This is a genomic window from Intrasporangium sp. (assembly GCF_036566125.1).
GTDB lineage: Bacteria > Actinomycetota > Actinomycetes > Actinomycetales > Dermatophilaceae > Intrasporangium.
In genome coordinates this window covers 1-18,406 of the sequence record NZ_DATCWX010000255.1, presented here as the reverse complement: position 1 = coordinate 18,406, position 18,406 = coordinate 1, and the positions used below count along the sequence as shown (strand labels likewise).

The 18,406-nt window shown below is 69.2% G+C and carries 19 protein-coding genes; 6 read left to right on the top strand and 13 right to left on the bottom strand.

Annotation, left to right across the window (positions count from 1 at the left end; genetic code table 11):
• Positions 1 to 7: 7 nt before the first annotated feature.
• The 10 genes from VIR15_RS15490 to paaA all read right to left on the bottom strand — a co-directional run bounded on the left by VIR15_RS15490 (position 8) and on the right by paaA (position 9,051).
• The gene (locus tag VIR15_RS15490) at positions 8 to 988 is read right to left on the bottom strand and encodes an endonuclease/exonuclease/phosphatase family protein (RefSeq protein ID WP_331929322.1); all 981 of its coding nucleotides are present in this window, start codon (positions 986 to 988) and stop codon (positions 8 to 10) included.
• Positions 985 to 2,670 carry a ribonuclease J gene (locus VIR15_RS15485; protein ID WP_331929320.1) on the bottom strand — a complete coding sequence of 562 codons (1,686 nt, stop codon included), beginning with the start codon at positions 2,668 to 2,670 and terminating at the stop codon, positions 985 to 987. The genes VIR15_RS15490 and VIR15_RS15485 overlap by 4 nt, the downstream gene beginning before the upstream one ends.
• A 65-nt stretch (positions 2,671 to 2,735) precedes the next feature.
• Positions 2,736 to 3,620: a 4-hydroxy-tetrahydrodipicolinate synthase gene (dapA, locus tag VIR15_RS15480; RefSeq protein WP_331929318.1), complete on the bottom strand. Its 885-nt coding sequence runs from the start codon at positions 3,618 to 3,620 to the stop codon at positions 2,736 to 2,738.
• A 243-nt stretch (positions 3,621 to 3,863) separates the two neighbouring features.
• Positions 3,864 to 4,328, bottom strand: coding sequence for a dihydrofolate reductase (locus tag VIR15_RS15475; RefSeq protein ID WP_331929316.1), 465 nt, complete (start codon positions 4,326 to 4,328; stop codon positions 3,864 to 3,866).
• A 29-nt stretch (positions 4,329 to 4,357) separates the two neighbouring features.
• On the bottom strand, positions 4,358 to 5,170 hold the full coding sequence (locus tag VIR15_RS15470) for a thymidylate synthase (RefSeq protein ID WP_331929314.1): 813 nt from the start codon (positions 5,168 to 5,170) through the stop codon (positions 4,358 to 4,360).
• Between the two features lie 139 nt (positions 5,171 to 5,309).
• On the bottom strand, positions 5,310 to 6,431 hold the full coding sequence (gene paaE, locus VIR15_RS15465; protein WP_331929312.1) for a 1,2-phenylacetyl-CoA epoxidase subunit PaaE: 1,122 nt from the start codon (positions 6,429 to 6,431) through the stop codon (positions 5,310 to 5,312).
• Position 6,432: 1 nt separating this feature from the next.
• A complete protein-coding gene (gene paaD / locus VIR15_RS15460; protein ID WP_331929310.1) occupies positions 6,433 to 6,933 on the bottom strand; it encodes a 1,2-phenylacetyl-CoA epoxidase subunit PaaD in 501 nt (166 codons plus the stop codon).
• Between the two features lie 14 nt (positions 6,934 to 6,947).
• Positions 6,948 to 7,703 carry a 1,2-phenylacetyl-CoA epoxidase subunit PaaC gene (gene paaC, locus VIR15_RS15455; protein WP_331929308.1) on the bottom strand — a complete coding sequence of 252 codons (756 nt, stop codon included), beginning with the start codon at positions 7,701 to 7,703 and terminating at the stop codon, positions 6,948 to 6,950.
• Complete coding sequence (gene paaB / locus VIR15_RS15450) at positions 7,703 to 8,011, bottom strand: 1,2-phenylacetyl-CoA epoxidase subunit PaaB (protein WP_331929306.1); 309 nt, start codon at positions 8,009 to 8,011, stop codon at positions 7,703 to 7,705. Before paaB ends, paaC begins: the two co-directional genes overlap by 1 nt.
• Positions 8,008 to 9,051 carry a 1,2-phenylacetyl-CoA epoxidase subunit PaaA gene (gene paaA, locus VIR15_RS15445; RefSeq protein WP_331929304.1) on the bottom strand — a complete coding sequence of 348 codons (1,044 nt, stop codon included), beginning with the start codon at positions 9,049 to 9,051 and terminating at the stop codon, positions 8,008 to 8,010. The genes paaB and paaA overlap by 4 nt, the downstream gene beginning before the upstream one ends.
• A gap of 80 nt (positions 9,052 to 9,131) precedes the next feature.
• Between paaA and VIR15_RS15440 the strand changes: the two genes are divergently transcribed.
• The 5 genes from VIR15_RS15440 (at position 9,132) to VIR15_RS15420 (ending at position 12,914) form a co-directional block, all read left to right on the top strand.
• Positions 9,132 to 9,722: a GNAT family N-acetyltransferase gene (locus VIR15_RS15440; protein ID WP_331929302.1), complete on the top strand. Its 591-nt coding sequence runs from the start codon at positions 9,132 to 9,134 to the stop codon at positions 9,720 to 9,722.
• Positions 9,719 to 10,471: an AzlC family ABC transporter permease gene (locus tag VIR15_RS15435; protein WP_331929300.1), complete on the top strand. Its 753-nt coding sequence runs from the start codon at positions 9,719 to 9,721 to the stop codon at positions 10,469 to 10,471. Before VIR15_RS15440 ends, VIR15_RS15435 begins: the two co-directional genes overlap by 4 nt.
• A complete protein-coding gene (locus VIR15_RS15430) occupies positions 10,468 to 10,782 on the top strand; it encodes an AzlD domain-containing protein (protein ID WP_331929298.1) in 315 nt (104 codons plus the stop codon). Before VIR15_RS15435 ends, VIR15_RS15430 begins: the two co-directional genes overlap by 4 nt.
• Positions 10,783 to 10,814: 32 nt before the next feature.
• Positions 10,815 to 11,849, top strand: coding sequence for a serine hydrolase domain-containing protein (locus tag VIR15_RS15425; protein WP_331929296.1), 1,035 nt, complete (start codon positions 10,815 to 10,817; stop codon positions 11,847 to 11,849).
• Positions 11,850 to 12,017: 168 nt separating this feature from the next.
• Entirely contained in the window at positions 12,018 to 12,914 is an 897-nt protein-coding gene (locus tag VIR15_RS15420; protein ID WP_331929294.1) for an alpha/beta fold hydrolase, read from the top strand.
• A gap of 110 nt (positions 12,915 to 13,024) precedes the next feature.
• Here VIR15_RS15420 and dapB read toward each other — a convergent pair whose 3' ends face one another.
• Positions 13,025 to 13,789, bottom strand: coding sequence for a 4-hydroxy-tetrahydrodipicolinate reductase (dapB, locus tag VIR15_RS15415; RefSeq protein ID WP_331929292.1), 765 nt, complete (start codon positions 13,787 to 13,789; stop codon positions 13,025 to 13,027).
• Between the two features lie 107 nt (positions 13,790 to 13,896).
• On the opposite strand from dapB, the gene VIR15_RS15410 reads away from it, so the two are divergent.
• Complete coding sequence (locus VIR15_RS15410; protein WP_331929290.1) at positions 13,897 to 15,510, top strand: FG-GAP-like repeat-containing protein; 1,614 nt, start codon at positions 13,897 to 13,899, stop codon at positions 15,508 to 15,510.
• A gap of 80 nt (positions 15,511 to 15,590) precedes the next feature.
• On the opposite strand, the gene VIR15_RS15405 is transcribed toward VIR15_RS15410, so the two are convergent.
• Entirely contained in the window at positions 15,591 to 17,867 is a 2,277-nt protein-coding gene (locus tag VIR15_RS15405; RefSeq protein ID WP_331929288.1) for a polyribonucleotide nucleotidyltransferase, read from the bottom strand.
• 157 nt (positions 17,868 to 18,024) lie between these two features.
• Positions 18,025 to 18,294: a 30S ribosomal protein S15 gene (gene rpsO / locus VIR15_RS15400; protein ID WP_331929286.1), complete on the bottom strand. Its 270-nt coding sequence runs from the start codon at positions 18,292 to 18,294 to the stop codon at positions 18,025 to 18,027.
• Positions 18,295 to 18,406: the final 112 nt, after the last annotated feature.

The window sequence follows — 18,406 nt, the reverse complement described above, 5'->3', positions numbered from 1 at the left end:
CCGACGATCAGCGTCTCGGGAGCGAGTAGGCCGCCCAGATGATGCCGTGGTCCGTGCCATGGATCGCGACCTCACCCGCCTCGACGACGGTCAGCTTGCGGCTCAGCAGGTGATCGATCTGGACGTAGGGCGGCATGCGATGGTCGACGAAGGGCCAGGTCCGGACCCAGCCCAGCCCCGCGACCCGGTGCGCGTCGTCCTGGCCCGCTGAGAGGGCCCGGAAGGCGGGGTGCCCGGGACTCGCGTTGAAGTCGCCGGCGAGCAATGTCGGCTGGTCACCCGACTGGCGGTCTCGCCAGGTCGCCAGCGCCCGCAGGCCGGCTCGCCACTGCTCGGTCTCGCCGGCCAAGGGCGCCATGACGTGCACGGCCTTGAGCCGGACCGGAGTGCCACTGACGTCCAGGACGACCTCCGGCTGGAGGCTCGGAGTGTGTGCGTCGACCGGGTCGCCACCGGTCACCTGGGTGAGGGGGAAACGCGAATAGACCATGGTGCCCGTGAAGGAGTCCGGACGGGTCTCCCCCGCCCGCTCGATGAACCATTGGTCGAGGCCCGACTTGTCCAGCGCCCGCTCCGCGTCCGGCGTGATCTCGGTGGCCACGAGGACGTCGACGGAGTGAGCCCGCACTGCCTCCGCCACCTGGTCCGGGTCGGCCCTGCCGAACGAGAGGTTGACCGCCATGACGGTGAGGTCACGTGGCGCCTGCGGCGACGTGTGGGCGAACCAGTCCGGGAGCGCCATGGTCGCCGCGACCACGACAGCCACGGTCACCGGCAGCAGCATCCACCACCGCCTGAGCAAGGCAGTCGCAACGAGCAGGCCGAGCAGGCCGATCGCGACGAACGGGCCGGCAGTCTGCAGCACGATGACCGGCTGCGCCGTCGTGTCGAGCCAGCGTGCGGCGCCGGCGGCCACGAGGACGACGAGCGCCGCGGCGATTCCGAGGTCGACCCAGCGCCGCCTCCTACCCAGCTCGGGCTCCGTCACGCCTGGAGGACGACGGGGATGATCATCGGGCGTCGACGGATCTTGCCGCCCACCCAGGAGCCCACGGCCCGCCGGATGACCTGCTGGAGCTGCTGGTCGTCACGAACGCCATTCGCGACGGCCTCCTCGATCGCCCGCTCGACCTTCGGGATCACCTGCCGGAAGAGCTCCTGGTCCTCGACGAAGCCCCGCGCCGTGATCTCCGGACCGGACGCGATCTTGCCGGTCGCGGCGTCGAGCACGACGATGCACGTGATGAAGCCCTCGTCGCGCAGGATGCGACGGTCCTTGAGCAGCGCCTCGTCCGCGCCGCCGATGTTGGTCCCGTCGACATAGATGTAGCCGCAGTCCACGACTCCGGTGATCCTGGCCTGGCCGTCGACGAGGTCGACCACGACGCCGTCCTCTGCGAGCACGACGTTTTGCTCGGGCACACCTGTCTGGATGGCGAGCTGGGCGTTGGCGTACATGTGGCGCCACTCGCCATGCACCGGCATGACGTTGCGGGGTCGCACGATGTTGTAGCAGTAGAGCAGCTCGCCCGCGCTCGCGTGGCCCGAGACGTGCACCTTGGCGTTCCCCTTGTGCACGACGGTTGCACCGAGGCGCATGAGGCCGTTGATGACTCGGTAGACGGCGTTCTCGTTGCCGGGAATGAGGCTGCTGGCCAGCAGGACGGTGTCGCCCGGGCCGACGTTGATCCGGTGGTCACCGTTGGCCATCCGGGACAGGGCCGCCATCGGCTCGCCCTGCGAACCGGTACTGATGAGCACCAGCTTGTTGTCCGGGAGGTCACCGAAGCGTTTGGCGTCGACGAGGATCCCGTCGGGCACGTGCAGGAAGCCGAGGTCGGCGGCGATCCCCATGTTGCGGATCATGGAGCGGCCGACGAAGGCGACCTTGCGCCCGGCCTTCTCGGCCGCGTCCAGCACCTGCTGGACCCGATGGACATGGCTGCTGAAGCACGCGACGATGATGCGCCGCTCGGCATGCCGGAAGACCTTGTCGATGGCCGGCGCGATCTCGAGCTCAGGGGTGGTGAAGCCGGGCATGTCGGCGTTCGTCGAGTCGGTGAGGAACAGGTCGACGCCCTCCTCCCCCAGCCGTGCGAAGGCCCGCAGGTCGGTGATCCGACCATCGAGCGGCAGCTGGTCCATCTTGAAGTCACCGGTGTGCAGCAGGGTGCCCGCCTTGGTGCGGACGAACACCGCGAGCGCGTCCGGAATCGAGTGGTTCACCGCCACGAACTCGAGGTCGAAGGCGCCGACCCGCTCGCGCTGCCCCTCCGCAACGGCCAGGGTGAACGGCCGGATGCGGTGTTCCTTGAGCTTGGCCTCGACGAGCGCCAACGTCAGGGTCGAGCCGATGAGGGGGATGTCCTCCTTGAGGCGGAGCAGGTAGGGGACGGCTCCGATGTGGTCCTCGTGTCCGTGTGTGAGGACGATGGCCTCGACGTCGTCGAGACGGTCCTCGAGGTAGGAGAAGTCGGGCAGGATCAGGTCGACCCCGGGATGGTGGTCCTCGGGGAAGAGCACGCCGCAGTCGATGACGAGCAGCCGGCCCTGGGTCTCGAGGACGGTCATGTTCCGACCGACCTCGCCGAGCCCGCCCAGGGCGACGACCCGGAGGCCGTTGCTGGGCAGGGCGGGCGGATCGGTCAGCTCGGGGTGGAGATGGCTCACAGGTTTCCTGTCGGTCGGGTGCGAGGTCAGGCGAGCTGGCCGAGCCAGCTGGGTGGGCGCGCTGGTCAGGCGACCGTGGCGAGGGCGGAGCGGACGACCTGTCGCTGCTCGGGGGTCGCCTCCACGAGCGGGAGCCGCACCGTGGCGGACTCGATGACGCCCTGCTCGGCAAGGGCCGCCTTGGCCATGATGGCTCCCTGCGTGACGTTCATGACGGCGTCCACCATGGCGTGAAGCGACCGGTGGATGGCCCGGGCATCGTCCCAGCGGCCCTCCACGACCGCGTCTGCGTAGCGCCGGTAGACCGCGGGGCAGGTCTGCGAGGTCACGCCCACGAATCCGACGCCGCCGTTGACGAAGTGGGCCAGGTTCATCGCGTCGTCGCCGGAGTACCAGTCGAGGCCGGTCGCCTCCATCAGCTGGCTGGCGAGCCACAGGTCGGCGCGGGCGTCCTTCACGGCGACGACGCGCTCGTGCTCGGCTATCCGGAGGTACGTCTCGCGGGCGATGGCGATGCCGGATCGACCCGGGATGTCGTAGACCATGACCGGAAGGTCGCTCGCGTCAGCGAGGGCGAGGAAGTGGGCGACAAGCCCCGCCTGCGGCGGCTTGTTGTAGTACGGCGTGACGGCGAGGACCGCGTTCGCGCCGACCTTCTCAGCGACGCGCACGGACTCGACGCTCTTGGCGGTGTCGTTGCTGCCTGCCCCGGCGACGATGACGGCCCGGTCGCCGACCGCGCCGATGACGGCCCGGAGGAGGTCCTCCTTCTCGGACGCCGTGGTCGTCGGCGACTCCCCCGTCGTCCCGGACACGATGATGCCGTCGTGGCCCTGGTCGACCAGGTGCGTCGCCAAGCGCTGGGCGGAGTCGAGGTCGACTGATCCGTCCGTCCGCATCGGCGTCACCATCGCCGAGAGGACACGTCCTAGCCGGGGTGCGTCTGCCATGGGGCAAGGTTAGCCCCCGCCGCCTCCCATGCTTCCAGGCGGCCGCAACGTGTCCCAACCCGATCGAAAGAACAGCTTTGGGGTCACTTCTCCCCGAAACGTGGTCACTCGATCAGGATCGGTGGCGGAGCGCACGAAGCGAGGCACTACTCGCTCGGGGGTCCGAGTAGTGCCTCGCCACTCCTACCATCGCGTGGCCTGCGGTGGCGTTACACGGCTCGGGCACCAAATTCCGGCGGGCGGTCAGCGGCGGAGGTAGGTGACCCACGCAAACCCGTCGTGCGGCTCGCGTTCCGTCTCCTGCCACTCTGTGGGATCGACGTCGGGAAAGGTGACTGAGCCCTCCGGGGACTGGTCGACCTCCGTGATGACGAGGCGAGCGGCATACGGCATGGCCTCCCGGTAGACCTCGCCGCCGCCGACGACGAACACCTCGTCAGCGGGTCCGGCGAGGCTCAGGGCCTCGGCCAGCGAGTGCGCGGTCTCGACGTCCGGGTGTCGCCAGTCCTCCTGCCGGGTCAGCACGATGGTCCGGCGGCCGGGCAGCACGCCGACTGAGTCGAACGTTCGCCGGCCCATGATCATCGGGTGCCCCATGGTCGTGCGCTTGAAGAACTTGAGGTCCTCGGAGATGTGCCACGGCATCGAGGAGCCGTCGCCGATCACGCCGTTGCGGCCGACGGCGGCGATCATCGTCACGTTCGTCATGGAGCCACTGTGTCAGCAAGTGCCCCGGCTCAGACAGCGATCGGGGCGCGGATACCCGGCTCCGCCACGTAGTCGACGAGCTCGAAGTCGTCCAGGTCGAACTCGTCGATACTCGCCTTGCCGGGGGTGATCCGCATCGTCGGCAGCGGATGCGGGGTGCGGGTCAGCTGGAGCCGAGCCTGCTCGAGGTGGTTGAGGTAGAGGTGGGCGTCGCCCAGCGTGTGCACGAACTCCCCCGGCTCCAGGTCGGTCAGCTGCGCCACCATCTGCGTCAGCAGCGCATAGCTCGCGATGTTGAACGGCACGCCGAGGAAGATGTCGGCGCTGCGCTGGTAGAGCTGGCACGACAGGCGCCGTGTGCCGTCATCACCGGGCGGCGACACATAGAACTGGAACAGCGCGTGGCACGGCGGCAGCGCCATCTCGTCGACATCCGCGACGTTCCAGGCAGAGACGATGAGGCGGCGGGAGTCCGGATTGGTGCGGATCTGCTCGATGACCTTGGCGATCTGATCGACGCGGCGCCCGTCCGGGGTCGGCCACGACCGCCACTGGTACCCGTAGATCGGCCCGAGGTTGCCGTCCTTGTCGGCCCACTCGTCCCAGATCGAGATGCCACGCTCCTGGAGCCACCTCACGTTCGTGTCACCCCGCAGGAACCAGAGCAGCTCGCCGATGATCGAGCGCAGGTGCAGCTTCTTCGTCGTCATCGCGGGGAAGCCGTCGGCGAGGTCGAAGCGCATCTGGTGGCCGAAGACGCTCAGCGTCCCGGTCCCGGTCCGGTCGGACTTCTCCTGACCGTGGGTCAGGACGTGGTCGAGGAGGTCAAGGTACTGCCGCACACAGGCAGCGTAGTTGGCCCCGGTGTCACAACCGAGCAGGTGAGGCCGTATGCCGCGGGTCCGGCTCCCCCGCACCCAGCCTCCCAGCCCACGTCCCACATCTCACGGAGCTGGCCGTCTGGCGGTCAGTCGCGTCGGCTCAGGCGTCGTAGTCGAGGGAGACGTCGTCGCTCACCGGGTGGCTCTGGCACGTGAGGACCAGGCCGGCCGCCACCTCGTCCGGCTCGAGCGCGTAGTTCCGGTCCATCCGCACCTCGCCGGAGACGAGCCTCGCCCGGCACGTGCCGCAGACGCCGTTGGTGCACGAGAAGGGGGCATCCGGCCGCAGGCGAAGCGCCGCGTCGAGGATGGTCTCGTCGCGGCTCGGCATGGGGATCACGGTCGTGCGCCCGTCGAGGTTGACCGTCACCGTCGCCTCGGGCGGCGCCCCCTCGTCGATGACGACCTTCCGCTTCGGCTCGGTGCCGTCGTCGACGTGGAAGATCTCGTGGTGGACGTGGTGCGGCTCGACCCCCTGCTCCGTGAGCAGCGCCTCGGCCGCGGTCACCATCCCGAAGGGCCCGCAGAGGTACCACTCGTCCACGGACCCGACCGGCACGAGGGTGGCGAAGATCCGTTCGAGCCGCTCCGGGTCGAGCCGCCCACTGAAGAGCTCGACGTCCTGCGCCTCGCGGGAGAGGACGTTGATGAGGTGGAAACGCCCCGGGAAGCGGTTCTTGAGGTCCTCGAGCTCCTCGAGGAACATGATCGAGCTCGTCCTGCGGTTGCCGTAGAGCAGCGTCACGCGTGACCGCGGCTCCTCCTCGAGCGCGGTGGCGAGCAGGGACATCACCGGCGTGATCCCGGAGCCTGCCGCAATCGCGAGGTGATGCCGTATGCCGCTGGGCTGGGTTACACACGTGAAGCTGCCCAACGGGGTCATGACCTCGAGAACGTCCCCGGCGGCGACGACGTCGTTGAGCCAGTTCGACATCCGTCCCTCAGGGACGCGCGCAGCGGCGACGCGCAGGGTACGGCTCGCGGTGGCGGTCGCGCGCGACTGACAGATCGAGTAGGACTGCCGGACCTCCTCGCCGTTGATGATGGCGCGCAGCGTCAAATGCTGGCCAGGCTCGAACCGGTACTCGTCGGCGAGCTCGGGCGGGACCGCGAAGGTGATGGCAACGGACTCGTCGGTGAGCCGCTCGACGTCGGCGACGGTCAGCTCGTGGAAACGGGCCCGATGGCGGGCGGGAGCGCCCTCGGTCGTGAGGTCGGTCATTTCAGATGGCCTTGAACTCGTCGAAGGGCTCACCGCACGCGTTGCACCGGCGCAGGGCCTTGCACGCGGTGGACCCGAAGTGGGCGATCTCCGTCGTGTCGTCCGAGCCGCAGTGCGGGCAGCTGACGACGTGCCGCTGGAGCTGGAGGAGGACGGGACCACGGCCCGCGCCTTCCGGCACCGGCCCGGGCGGCGCGATGCCGAAGCGCTGGAGCGCGGCCCGGCCCTCCTCGGTCATCCAGTCGGTCGTCCACGCCGGGGACAGCCGGGTCCGCACCTCGGCTCGATAGCCGTGGACCTCGGCCTCCCACCGGATCCGGTCGGTGATCGCCTCCATCGCAGGGCATCCGGAGTACGTCGGCGTGATGGTCGCGACGAGCACCTGGGCGTCCTCGTCGACCTCCACGTCGCGCAGGATCCCGAGGTCCGCGATGGAGATCACCGGGATCTCCGGGTCAGGGATCCGCGAGATCGCCTCAGCCACAGCAGCTTCCGTCGACATGGGCGCCATCGGGCTCACCACGTCGCACCGGGGTGGGAGCGCGCGATGTGCTGCATCTCGGCGAGGAGGTAACCCATCGGCGTCGAGTGGACGCCCTCTCGGCCACCGCGAGTGCGCCGGGTCGGGGCGTGCAGGTCGAGGGTCGCCTCCTCGCACACCGCGGCCACCTGCGACGTTACGGCCTCGTGCAGGGATGACGGCAGGACGCCCACGCCGGCCTCCGCTGCCGCGACGCTCGCCGGGTCGTCGTCGAACAGCTCCGGCAGGTAGGGCAGCACCCACTCCAGCCCGGCCTGCATCCGCCGGTGCGACTCCTCAGTCCCGTCCCCCAAGCGCACGACCCACTGCGTCGCGTGGTCGTGGTGGTAGCGGACCTCCTTGAGCGCCTTGCCGGCCACCCCCGCGAGGACACCGTCGCTGGAAGCGAGCAGAGCGGCATACAACTGCTTCTGGTACGCGGAGAACCACAGCAACCGCGCCATCTCCCGCCCGAAGTCACCCCGCTCCTGCTCGACGAGGTGGACGTTGCGCCACTCCCGCTCGTCCCGCATCATCGCGAAGTCGTCCTCGCTCCGGCCCGTGCCGTCGAGCGAGCCGACGTAGGGATAGAGCCCCCGCGCCTGACCGAGGAGGTCCAGCGCGATGTTGCCGAGCGCCATGTCCTCCTCGATCTGCGGGGCGTTGGTCATCCACTCGCCCAGCCGCTGCGCATAGACCATCGCATCATCAGCCAAGCCGAGCAGGTATGCGGCAGAACGATCCTCGCCCATCACAGGTACTCGACGTCCTCTGGCACCTCGTAGAACGACGGATGCCGGTAGACCTTGTCGGCCGCGGGGTCGAAGAACGAGTCCTTCTCCTCCGGGCTGCTCGCGACGATGTCCGACGCGCGGACAACCCAGATCGAGACGCCCTCCTGGCGGCGGGTGTAGACGTCGCGGCCGTTGCGCAGCGCCATCTGGGCGTCCGGGGCGTGGAGAGAGCCGACGTGGGCGTGCGAGAGCCCTCGCTTGCCGCGGACGAACACCTCCCAGAGCGGCCAGCTCTTCTCGGCGGGCCCGGTGGTGGGTTCGGTCACGCGGCACTTCCCTTCAGCTCGTCGGCGTGCTTGCGTGCGTAGGCGTTGGCGGCCTCACGCACCCAGGCGCCCTCCTCGTGGACGGCGCGACGGTGCTCGATCCGCTCGGCGTTGCACGGACCGTCACCGCGAAGGACGCGCCAGAACTCATCCCAGTCGATGGGCCCGAAGTCATAGTGGCCGCGCTCCTCGTTCCACCTCAGCTCGGGGTCCGGCAGCACGATGCCGAGCTTCTCGGCCTGCGGCACCATCATGTCGACAAACTTCTGCCGCAGGTCGTCGTTGCTGAACCGCTTGATCCCCCACGCCATCGACTGGGCCGTGTGCCCGCCCTTGGCGGCGTCACCGGTGTCGGGCGGGCCGAACATCATCAACGCCGGCCACCACCACCGGTCGGCCGCGTCCTGGGCCATGGCCTGCTGCGCCTCGGTGCCGCGCATGAGGTTCCACAGGATCTCGAAGCCCTGCCGCTGGTGGAACGACTCCTCCTTGCACACGCGGATCATGGCGCGCGCGTAGGGGCCGTAGGAGCACCGGCACAGCGGCACCTGGTTCATGATCGCGGCACCGTCGACGAGCCAGCCGATCGCGCCGCAGTCGGCCCAGGTCAGCGTCGGGTAGTTGAAGATCGACGAGTACTTCTGCTTGCCGTTGTGCAGCCGGTCGAGCAGCTCGGCACGGTCGACGCCGAGCGTCTCGGCAGCGCTGTAGAGGTAGAGGCCGTGTCCCGCCTCGTCCTGGACCTTGGCGATGAGGATCGCCTTGCGCCGCAGGGAGGGGGCGCGGGTGATCCAGTTGCCCTCGGGCTGCATCCCGATGATCTCCGAGTGGGCGTGCTGGGCGATCTGGCGGATCAGCGTCTGCCGGTACTCCTCCGGCATCGCGTCGCGTGGCTCGATGCGCTGGTCGGCGGTGATGAGCGCATCGAAGTCACCTCCGACCTGCTCGCGTCGGTCCTGGTGCGCGAGAGCCTCGTCGTAGGCGCCCGTCTCCGCCGCGTTCAACGGCTCGTTCGGGTCGATGACGTCATTGCCATACATGCGTCCAGTATGCGAGATGGGCGCCAGTCGCACCAAAGTGGCCTTTCTCGGACGCGTGGAGCGCCTGAGACGATGCTGTGGTGAACCAACCGCACCACCCCGTCCATCACGAGCACGACCACCCGCCCGGTCCCCTTGCCGACGCCAGCGTCCGGCTGGCCCGAGTGTCCGATGCCCCCGCAGTGGGGTTCGTCCAGGCCGTCGTGTTCCGGGAGGCGTATGCCGCTGAGCTGGCTCCCGAGGTCATAGCCGAGTTCCAGCCCCAGGCCTTCGCGAGCGCGTGGCGGGCGACGCTCGAGGGTGCGGCGGCAGGGGACGGAGTGCTGCTCGTGGCGTGCGCGGGTGAGCAGGTCGTCGGTTTGGCTGCGGTGGGAGCCTCGAGCGATCCCGACGCCGACGACAGCACCGCCGAGCTGCTCGTGCTCGCCGTTCATCCGGACGCGCGGCGCCAGGGCCATGGCTCCCGTTTGCTCCACGCCGTCGTCGACACGGCGCGCGCCCGCGGACGCGACCGGCTGACCGCTTGGGCCCTGGCCTCCGCAGAGGAGGTGCGCGCTTTCCTCGTCGCGGCTGGACTGGACTCGGACGGCGCGCACCGGCAGCGCGTGGTCGGCCCTGACGGTGAGACCGCCGAGGAGGTCCGCCTCTCTGCTTCCCTGGAGGCGGCATGACGACGGACGCCCGGCCCGCAGAGGAGCGGCGCCTCGTCATCCGGGAGGCCCTGTCGGTCGGCATCGCGACGGGTGCCTACGGCATCAGCTTCGGGGCCCTGGCGGTCTCTGCCGGCCTCGACGTGTGGCAGGCCTGCGCCCTCTCCCTGCTGATGTTCACGGGCGGTTCGCAGTTCGCCTTCATCGGGATCATCTCGGCCGGCCTGCACGCTGCCCCGGCCGCGATCGCCGCGTCCTCCCTCCTCGGTGTCCGCAACGGTCTCTATGCCCTGGAGCTGACCCAGCTGCTGGGGGTCAGGGGTGTCCGACGCCTCGCCGCCGCGCACATCACCATCGACGAGTCGACCGCGGTGGCGGTGTCCCAGTCGCACGGCAAGGCCGCTCGCCTGGGCTTCTGGCTGACTGGTCTGACCGTCTTCGCGTTGTGGAACTTCACGACGCTCGTCGGCGCCCTCGTCGGCAACGCCCTCGGGGACCCGAAGGCCTGGGGTCTCGACGCGGCCGCCTGCGCCGCGTTCACCGCCCTCCTCTGGCCGCGGCTGAAGAATCGTGACGCCGTCGCGATCGCCGTCGTCGCTGCGGTGGTCGCGGTCCTGCTCGCCCCCGCCACGCCGCCCGGCGTCCCGGTCATCGTCGCGGCGCTGGCCGCGTTCATCGCCTGGCGCGAACCGCGCCGCGGCGCAGTTGACACCGACGGGGACGCGGAGGACTCGGAGCCACGCCGGACGGGGTCCGAGGTGCAGTCATGAGCATGTGGGTCGCCTTGCTCATTGCGGCCGCGATCGCCTTCGGGCTCAAGCTCGTCGGCTACCTCGTGCCGGCCGACTTGTTGGCGGAGCCGCACGTCAAGCGCGTCACTGCGGCGCTGCCCGTGGCTCTGCTCGCCGCTCTGGTTGCCATCCAGACCCTGACGGGCCCTGGTGGTGCCTGGACGCTCGACGCGCGCCTCGCCGCGGTCGGCGTGGCCGTCGTGGCGCTGATCCTCCGAGCGCCGTTCATCGTCGTCGTCGTCCTCGGCGCGGCGACGGCCGCCCTGCTTCGACTCGCCGGCTGGGCCTGAAGGCCAACCTGGCGCAGCCCTAGGCTCCTTCCATGGTGACGTGGGACGAGGTGGCGGGCGGGCTCGCCGGGTTGGGCGAGGAGGACCGGTTCACGGGAAGCGTCCTGGTGGTGGAGGGCGAGCGAACGCTTCTCGAGGTCTGCGCCGGTCTGGCCAACCGCGCGACGGCGACGCCGATCCGCCCCGCCACCCGATTCGGCCTGGCGTCCCTGTCCAAGGCATTCACGGCAGCGGCCGTGCTGAGCTGTGTGCGCAACGGCCTGCTCGGCCTCGACAACCGGGTCGTGGACCTCCTGCCGGCCTCGCGCCGACCGTGGACCCTGCCGCACGAGGTGACGGTGCACCACCTGCTCAGTCACACCTCCGGCATCGGCGACTACTTCGAGGAAGACGAGGACCTGACCGGGCACCTCGAGGACTACGGTGCCCTCTGGCGAGACCTGCCCGTCTACGGAATGGAACGGCCTGACGACTTCTTGCCTCTCTACGCCGGAGCTGCGCCCATCGACGAGCCGGGGGCGAAGTTCCACTACAGCAATGCCGGCTTCGTGCTGCTCGCCGCGATCACCGAGGAGGTGACGGGGCAGGAGTTCGTCCACACGGTGACCGAACGCGTGCTCGGGCCGGCCGGTATGTCGTCATCCGGCTACTTCCGGTCCGACGAGCCAGTGCCCGACGTCGCGGCGGGCTATCTGAAACGCGCTGGGAGCGATGACCCGTGGCGCAGCAACATCTTCTCGATACCGGTCATCGGTGGAGGCGACGGCGGAGCCCACTCCACCCCGCGCGACCTGGATCGGTTCCTCACGGCGATTGCATCCGGCGACCTCCTGGGCGAGGAGCTGAGCACCCTGATGCGCAGGCGGCACGTGCCCGTCGACGATGGGGTCTCCTATGGCTACGGCCTCTACGTCCGGGCCGACGGCGCCTTCGGGCACGGGGGTGGCGACCCGGGTGTCGAGACGGTGGCGCGCCACCTACCTGACCGGGACCTGACGCTGGTTGCCCTCTGCAACGGCGAGGGGATGCTCGAGGACGTCTGGCCCTTGGTGCTCTCGGCTCTCTGACCCGGCCGTCGTCGACCCGAGCGGGCTCGCGGCGCTCGTCATTCCTGCAGGCCAAGTGGGCATTTCCACCCATGGCCGGCGCCTCCCGGATGGGCACATCTCCCGACGCGGTTGACGCTGCCAGAACGTAGCGTCGAGCTGCAGGACAAACCTTGGGAGGTGAGTTCGATGAGCAACGGACCAGCGCGTGATGGAGGACCGGTCGTCGACGGTGCGCAGAAGGAGCGCCGGCAGCTGATCGCAGCCACTCCACTCCTCGAGCAGCACCTGACCGTGGCCGGAATACCAACGGCGGTGCTCGTCGGTGGCGAGGGCCCTCCTGTCGTGCTGCTGCACGGGCCCGGCGAATTCGCCCTGACGTGGATGCGCGTCATGCCACAGCTCGCCACGGCGCACCGTGTCGTGGCTCCCGACCTGCCTGGCCACGGCGCCTCCGGTTTGGGAGACGGGCCGCTCGACCGCGAGCGTGTGCTGTCCTGGCTCGACGACCTGATCGAGCAGACCTGCCCCTCGCCTCCCTACGTGGCGGGCCATCTGGTTGGCGGTGCGATCGCGATGCGCTTCGCGCTCGAGCGACCGGACCGGCTGCGTGGCCTCTCGTTGGTCGACACCCACGGCCTGAGCCGCCTCCGCCCGTCCCCGGCGTTCGCCATCACCCTCGCCACCTTCATCGCACATCCGACGCCCACGAGCAGGGACCGCTTCTTCCGGCAGTGCTTCGTCGATGTCCCGCAGCTGCAGGAGGGGCTGGGCCCACACTGGGACCCGCTGATGACGCTGGGTCTGGAGGGCGCCAGGTCGCGGGAGCAGAAGACGGCCATGCGCAGCCTCATGTCTGCCTTCGGCACCCGGTCGATCCCCGAGGCCGACCTCGCCAGGATCACGGTGCCGACAACGCTCATCTGGGGTCGCGAGGACCGCCAGACGCCACTGTCCGTGGCCCAACGCGCCAGCGAACGATACGGCTGGCCCTTGCACATCATCGACGGGGCCGCCGACGACCCCGCCTTCGAGCAGCCCGCGGCGGTGATGAGGGCGTTCGAGGCGATCCCTGCCCTGGGATGACGGCTAGCTGCGTTCGAGGTATTGGGATCGAGGTAGTGGCTCGCTCGCGAGAGGGATGGATCACCTCGAACCAGGTGAAGGCAAGGGGGCAGTCCAGGCGATGCTGAGGGTCAGTCGAGGCTGAGGTACTTCTCCAATCCCACGGTGAGACCGGGGTGGTCTGCGACGGCGCGGACCGCGGCGATGACGCCGGGCATGAAGGAGGCCCGGTCGAACGAGTCGTGGCGGATCGTCAGCTGCTCGCCCGCGTTCCCGAGGAGCACCTCCTGGTGCGCGACGAGCCCACGCAGCCTCACCGAGTGCACGTGTATGCCGCTGAGCTGGGCTCCGCGAGCGCCTTCAGGATCGTGGGTGGTTGCGTCTGGGACGTCGGGCAGGCCGGCCTCGTCTCGCGCGGCCCCGATGAGCGCCGCCGTCCGTGCGGCCGTCCCGGACGGCGCGTCGACCTTGCCCGGGTGGTGCAGCTCGATGATCTCGACGGATTCGAAGTACGGGGCCGCCTTGGCGGCGACCGACATCATGAGCAGCGCCCCGATCGCGAAGTTCGGCGCGATCAGCACGCCGACCCCAGAGCCGGTGCTGGCGGGCGGTGCCCCGTCGAGCTGCTGCTTGAGGGCTGCCAGCCGGGCCTCGTCCCAGCCGGTGGTGCCGACGACGACGTGAACTCCCCGGTCGACGCAATGGGCGACGTTGTCCGGTGATGCGGCCGGGACCGTCAGCTCGACAGCGACGTCGGCGCCGCCCAGATCCCCCAGCTCATCACGCGAGCCGTAGGCCCCGACGAGCCTCAGTCCCTCAGCCGCCCCGACCGCCCTTACGGCCTCGGAGCCCATCCGGCCGTTCGCGCCGATCACCGCAACCTTGATGTCCGTCACGCCGAAACCCTATCGATGCCGGACAGGGAGTCCGTGTTTCGCGACGAAAGGCCCACCTTCACCGACGGTCCGGATGGACACTGGAAGGGATCGAGGGAGTGGTCATCATGCGCGATCCTGCTCGCACGAACCTCCGGCGCGTCCGAAGGATCCTTCTCGCCCCTCTCGCGGCCGTGGCGCTGCTCGCCGGGCTCCTGCCCGCCGTCGCGCCGCCCGCTCAGGCCGAGCCCCTGTTCGGGCACGACATCTCGTGGCCGCAGTGTCCTTCGAGCGTGGGTGGGTTCGACCTGCCGATGCCCCCGGACAGCACCCAGTTCGTCATCGCGGGCCTGACCAAGGGCTTGCCGTTCACCGAGAACCCGTGCCTCGCGTCGCAGGTCGACTGGGTCCAGACCCGCAACAAGCCCGCACACGCGTACACCATGGCCGCCTTCCCGACGAGCGCGCAGCTCAGCACCTACGGTTCGCAGGGACCCTGGTCGACGAGCACGCGCGCCGGCCAGCTGTCGAACGTCGGCTATGCCGAGGCGACCTACGCCGCAGGAAGCCTCGACCGCGTCGGTTGGACGCCGCCCGTGGTGTGGATCGACGTCGAGCCGCGGCCGGCGCAGCCCTGGCCCACCGGCAACGCCGCCCAGCAACGCGAGAACCGCTACGTCATCGAGGGATTGATGCGCGGACTGCGCGATAACGGCTACGCCTACGGCCTCTACTCCTTCACCAGCGGCTGGCAGGAGATCACCGGCGGCTGGCGTCTCCCGGGTGTCCCCGTGTGGGCGACGGCCGGACAGCTCGACTACCCCAACGAGGCTCTGGACCGGTGCACCCAGCCCAGCTTCTCGGGTGGGCACGTGTACCTCTCGCAGTGGTACGACGACACCCGGGACTATGACCGGACCTGTGGGACGTACGCGTTCAGCAACCTGCCGATCCCGGCCTCGACGCTCTCCAACTCCACGGCGGACTTCAACGGTGATTGGAACAACGACGTCCTCGCGCGGTGGACCGCGACCGGCACGCTGCATCTGTACGCCGGCCAGGGCAACGGCCGGATCGCTTCCCACGTCCAGATCGGCAGCGGCTGGGGACCGTTCAACGCGTTGGAGACGGTCGGTGACTTCAGCGGTGACGGCGCACTCGACGTGCTCGCCCGCGACCCGGCCACGGGCTACCTGTGGATGTACCGAAGCACGGGAAAGGGCGGCTGGTCCAGCTCCCGTATTCGGGTGGGCACGGGCTGGAACCCGTTCAACTCCATCATCGGGCCCGGGGACTTCGACGGCGACCAGCGCGTCGACGTCCTCGCCCGCAAGGCCTCAACCGGCGAGCTGTTCCTCTACGCCGGGAACGGCACGAATGGGTTCAAGAGCGTCCGTCGCGTGGGCACCGGCTGGAACAGCTTCAGCACTCTGGTCGGCGCCGGGGACGTCAACAGCGATGGACGGGCGGACGTCCTGGCGCGCGAGTCGAGCACCGGCTACCTGTGGCTGTACCCGGGCAACGGCTCCGGCGGTTGGCTGCCCCGCCTCCGGATCGGCTCCGGGTGGAACGGCTTCACCGCCATCATGAGTCCCGGGGACCTCACCGGCGACCGCGTGGTCGACGTCGTAGCCCGTGACCGGAACGGTGACCTCTGGCTGTACGCGCGCACGGCGTCCGGAGGGTGGCGCAGCCGGGTCCTCATCGGGGCCGGCTGGAACGGCATCAACGCGATCTTCTGATCGCGGGCGACCCCGACCCGCTATGTCGAAGCGGCCCGGAACCGCAAGGTTCCGGGCCGCTTCACATCGGCGTCCGCGACTCAGGCGTCAGCCGGCTCCTCGGCCTTGGCGGACTCGGCCTTGGCGTCGGACTCTCCCTCGGGCAGGACAGCCGCGAGCGAGAGCTTGCCGCGCGGGTCGATCTCCTTGAGCTCGACCTGGATCTTCTGGCCGACCTTGACGACGTCGTCGACGCTGTCGATCCGCTTGCCACCGACGAGCTTGCGCACCTCGGAGATGTGCAGCAGGCCGTCCTTGCCGGGCAACAGCGAGATGAACGCACCGAACGTCGTCGTCTTGACGACCGTGCCGAGGAAGCGCTCGCCGACCTCGGGCATCTGCGGGTTCGCGATGGCGTTGATCGCCGCGCGAGCCGCCTCTGCAGACGGGCCGTCGACAGCTCCGATGAACACGGTGCCGTCGTCCTCGATCGAGATGTCGGCGCCCGTGTCGTCCTGGATCTGGTTGATCATCTTGCCCTTCGGGCCGATGACCTCACCGATCTTGTCGACGGGGACCTTCACCGTGATGATCCGCGGCGCGTAGGGGCTCATCTCGTCGGGCATGTCGATGGCCTCGGCCATGACGTCGAGGATGTGCAACCGCGCGTCGCGGGCCTGGGTCAGCGCGCCAGCGAGGACCGACGCCGGGATGCCGTCGAGCTTCGTGTCGAGCTGGATCGCCGTGACGAACTCCTTGGTGCCGGCGACCTTGAAGTCCATGTCGCCGAAGGCGTCCTCGGCGCCGAGGATGTCGGTCAGCGCCGCATAGCGCGTCTCTCCATCGACCTCGTCCGACACGAGACCCATCGCGATCCCCGCGACCGGGGCGCGCAGCGGCACACCGGCGTTGAGCAGCGACAGGGTGGAGGCGCACACCGAGCCCATCGACGTCGACCCGTTCGAGCCGAGCGCCTCCGATACCTGGCGGATCGCGTAGGGGAACTCCTCGCGCGTCGGCAGCACCGGCATGAGGGCGCGCTCGGCGAGCGCTCCGTGGCCGATCTCGCGACGCTTCGGGGAGCCGACGCGGCCGGTCTCGCCGGTGCTGTACGGCGGGAAGTTGTAGTTGTGCATGTAGCGCTTGCGCGTCTGCGGGTTCAGCGTGTCGAGCTGCTGCTCCATCTTGAGCATGTTCAGCGTGGTGACACCCATGATCTGGGTCTCACCGCGCTCGAAGATGGCCGAGCCGTGGACGCGCGGCAGGACCTCGACCTCGGCGCCGAGGGCGCGGATGTCGGCGAGGCCACGGCCGTCGATGCGGACCTTGTCGCGCAGGATGCGCTGGCGGACCAACTTCTTCTGCAGCGCGCGGAACGCGGCCGAGACCTCCTTGCGGCGGCCCGCGAACGGTCCGTGCACATCGCTGTCCTCGCCCTCGCCGACAAGCCTCAGGTGCAGCGCCGACTTGATCTCGTCCAGCCGGTCCTCGCGCTCGGTCTTGCCGGCGATCGTCAGGGCGGCAGCCGTGTCGGCCGAGGCGGCCTCCTCGACGGCGGCGAAAACGTCGTCCTCATAGTCGAGGAAGACCGGGAAGTCCTCCACCGGCTTGGCCGCCTTGGCAGCCAGCTCGGCCTGTGCCTCGCAGAGCACCTTGATGAACTTCTTGCTCGCCTCGAGACCTTCGGCGACGACCTCCTCGGTCGGCGCCTGCTTGCCCTCGGTCTTGACGAGGTTCCAGGTCGACTCGGTCGACTCGGCCTCGACCATCATGATCGCGACGTCATCGCCACCCGAACCCGACACGACGCGGCCGGCTACGACCATGTCGAAGACGGAGCGCTCGATGTCCGAGAAGTTCGGGAACGCGACCCACTGTCCGTCGATGAGCGACACGCGCACGCCACCGATCGGGCCGGAGAACGGCAGACCAGATATCTGCGTGGAGGCGCTCGCGGCGTTGATGGCGAGCACGTCGTACTGGTGCTCGGGGTTCAGGGCGAACACCGTGATGATGACCTGGACCTCGTTGCGCAGGCCCTTTTTGAAGGTCGGGCGCAGCGGCCGGTCGATGAGCCGGCAGGTGAGGATCGCCTCGGTCGTGGGGCGGCCCTCGCGACGGAAGAACGAGCCGGGGATCCGGCCGACGGAGTACATCCGCTCCTCGACGTCAACGGTGAGCGGGAAGAAGTCGAACTGGTCCTTGGGTGTCTTGCCCGCGGACGTCGTCGACATGATCATCGTGTCCTCGTCGAGGTACGCGACGACGGCTCCCCCGGCCTGCTTGGCCAGGCGCCCGGTCTCGAAGCGGACCGTGCGAGTGCCGAAGCTGCCGTTGTCGATGACGGCCTCGGCGAAGGTGATGTCTGGACCCTCCATATAGGGGCCCTCGCTTTCTTTCTCTCTTCGTGCCCACGCACATCGTCGTTGTGTGCGGGGTTTCATCAGGCGGGCCGCCAACCACTGGGGGGTGCGAACCTCACCACGACGAAAGGCGGTCACCGCAGGACTGCGGTGACCGCCTTTCGTCACGTGTTCATCGACGCAGGCCGAGTCGCTTGATGAGCGATCGGTAGCGCTCGATGTCGGTCGCCTCGAGGTAGCGCAGCATGCGCTTGCGGCGGCCGACGAGCAGGAGGAGACCACGACGGCTGTGGTGGTCGTGCTTGTGAGCCCGAGAGTGCTCGGTGAGGTCCTTGATGCGCTGCGTCAGCATCGCGATCTGCACCTCCGGGGAGCCGGTGTCGCCCTCCTTGGTGGCGTACTCGGCCATGATCTGCTTCTTCACGTCAGCTTCCAATGGCATGGATGACCGACTCCTTATCTTCTCGTTGCGCGGTGCTCCAGGGCATGTCCACCTGGGCGCTCTCTCTCCGCGGCCGGTCAAACGGCATCGCCAAGCGTAACAGCGGGCCTCC

What these genes read in the sequence shown, in the direction of transcription:
- dapA (WP_331929318.1), bottom strand. Translation starts at nt 3,620, where the DNA reads ATGGCAGACGCACCCCGGCTAGGACGTGTCCTCTCGGCGATGGTGACG.
- paaE (WP_331929312.1), bottom strand. Translation starts at nt 6,431, where the DNA reads ATGACCGACCTCACGACCGAGGGCGCTCCCGCCCGCCATCGGGCCCGT.
- VIR15_RS15420 (WP_331929294.1), top strand. Translation starts at nt 12,018, where the DNA reads ATGAGCAACGGACCAGCGCGTGATGGAGGACCGGTCGTCGACGGTGCG.
- paaD (WP_331929310.1), bottom strand. Translation starts at nt 6,933, where the DNA reads ATGTCGACGGAAGCTGCTGTGGCTGAGGCGATCTCGCGGATCCCTGAC.
- VIR15_RS15475 (WP_331929316.1), bottom strand. Translation starts at nt 4,328, where the DNA reads ATGACGAACGTGACGATGATCGCCGCCGTCGGCCGCAACGGCGTGATC.
- VIR15_RS15410 (WP_331929290.1), top strand. Translation starts at nt 13,897, where the DNA reads ATGCGCGATCCTGCTCGCACGAACCTCCGGCGCGTCCGAAGGATCCTT.
- rpsO (WP_331929286.1), bottom strand. Translation starts at nt 18,294, where the DNA reads ATGCCATTGGAAGCTGACGTGAAGAAGCAGATCATGGCCGAGTACGCC.
- VIR15_RS15425 (WP_331929296.1), top strand. Translation starts at nt 10,815, where the DNA reads ATGGTGACGTGGGACGAGGTGGCGGGCGGGCTCGCCGGGTTGGGCGAG.
- VIR15_RS15405 (WP_331929288.1), bottom strand. Translation starts at nt 17,867, where the DNA reads ATGGAGGGTCCAGACATCACCTTCGCCGAGGCCGTCATCGACAACGGC.
- VIR15_RS15435 (WP_331929300.1), top strand. Translation starts at nt 9,719, where the DNA reads ATGACGACGGACGCCCGGCCCGCAGAGGAGCGGCGCCTCGTCATCCGG.
- VIR15_RS15430 (WP_331929298.1), top strand. Translation starts at nt 10,468, where the DNA reads ATGAGCATGTGGGTCGCCTTGCTCATTGCGGCCGCGATCGCCTTCGGG.
- paaC (WP_331929308.1), bottom strand. Translation starts at nt 7,703, where the DNA reads ATGGGCGAGGATCGTTCTGCCGCATACCTGCTCGGCTTGGCTGATGAT.
- paaA (WP_331929304.1), bottom strand. Translation starts at nt 9,051, where the DNA reads ATGTATGGCAATGACGTCATCGACCCGAACGAGCCGTTGAACGCGGCG.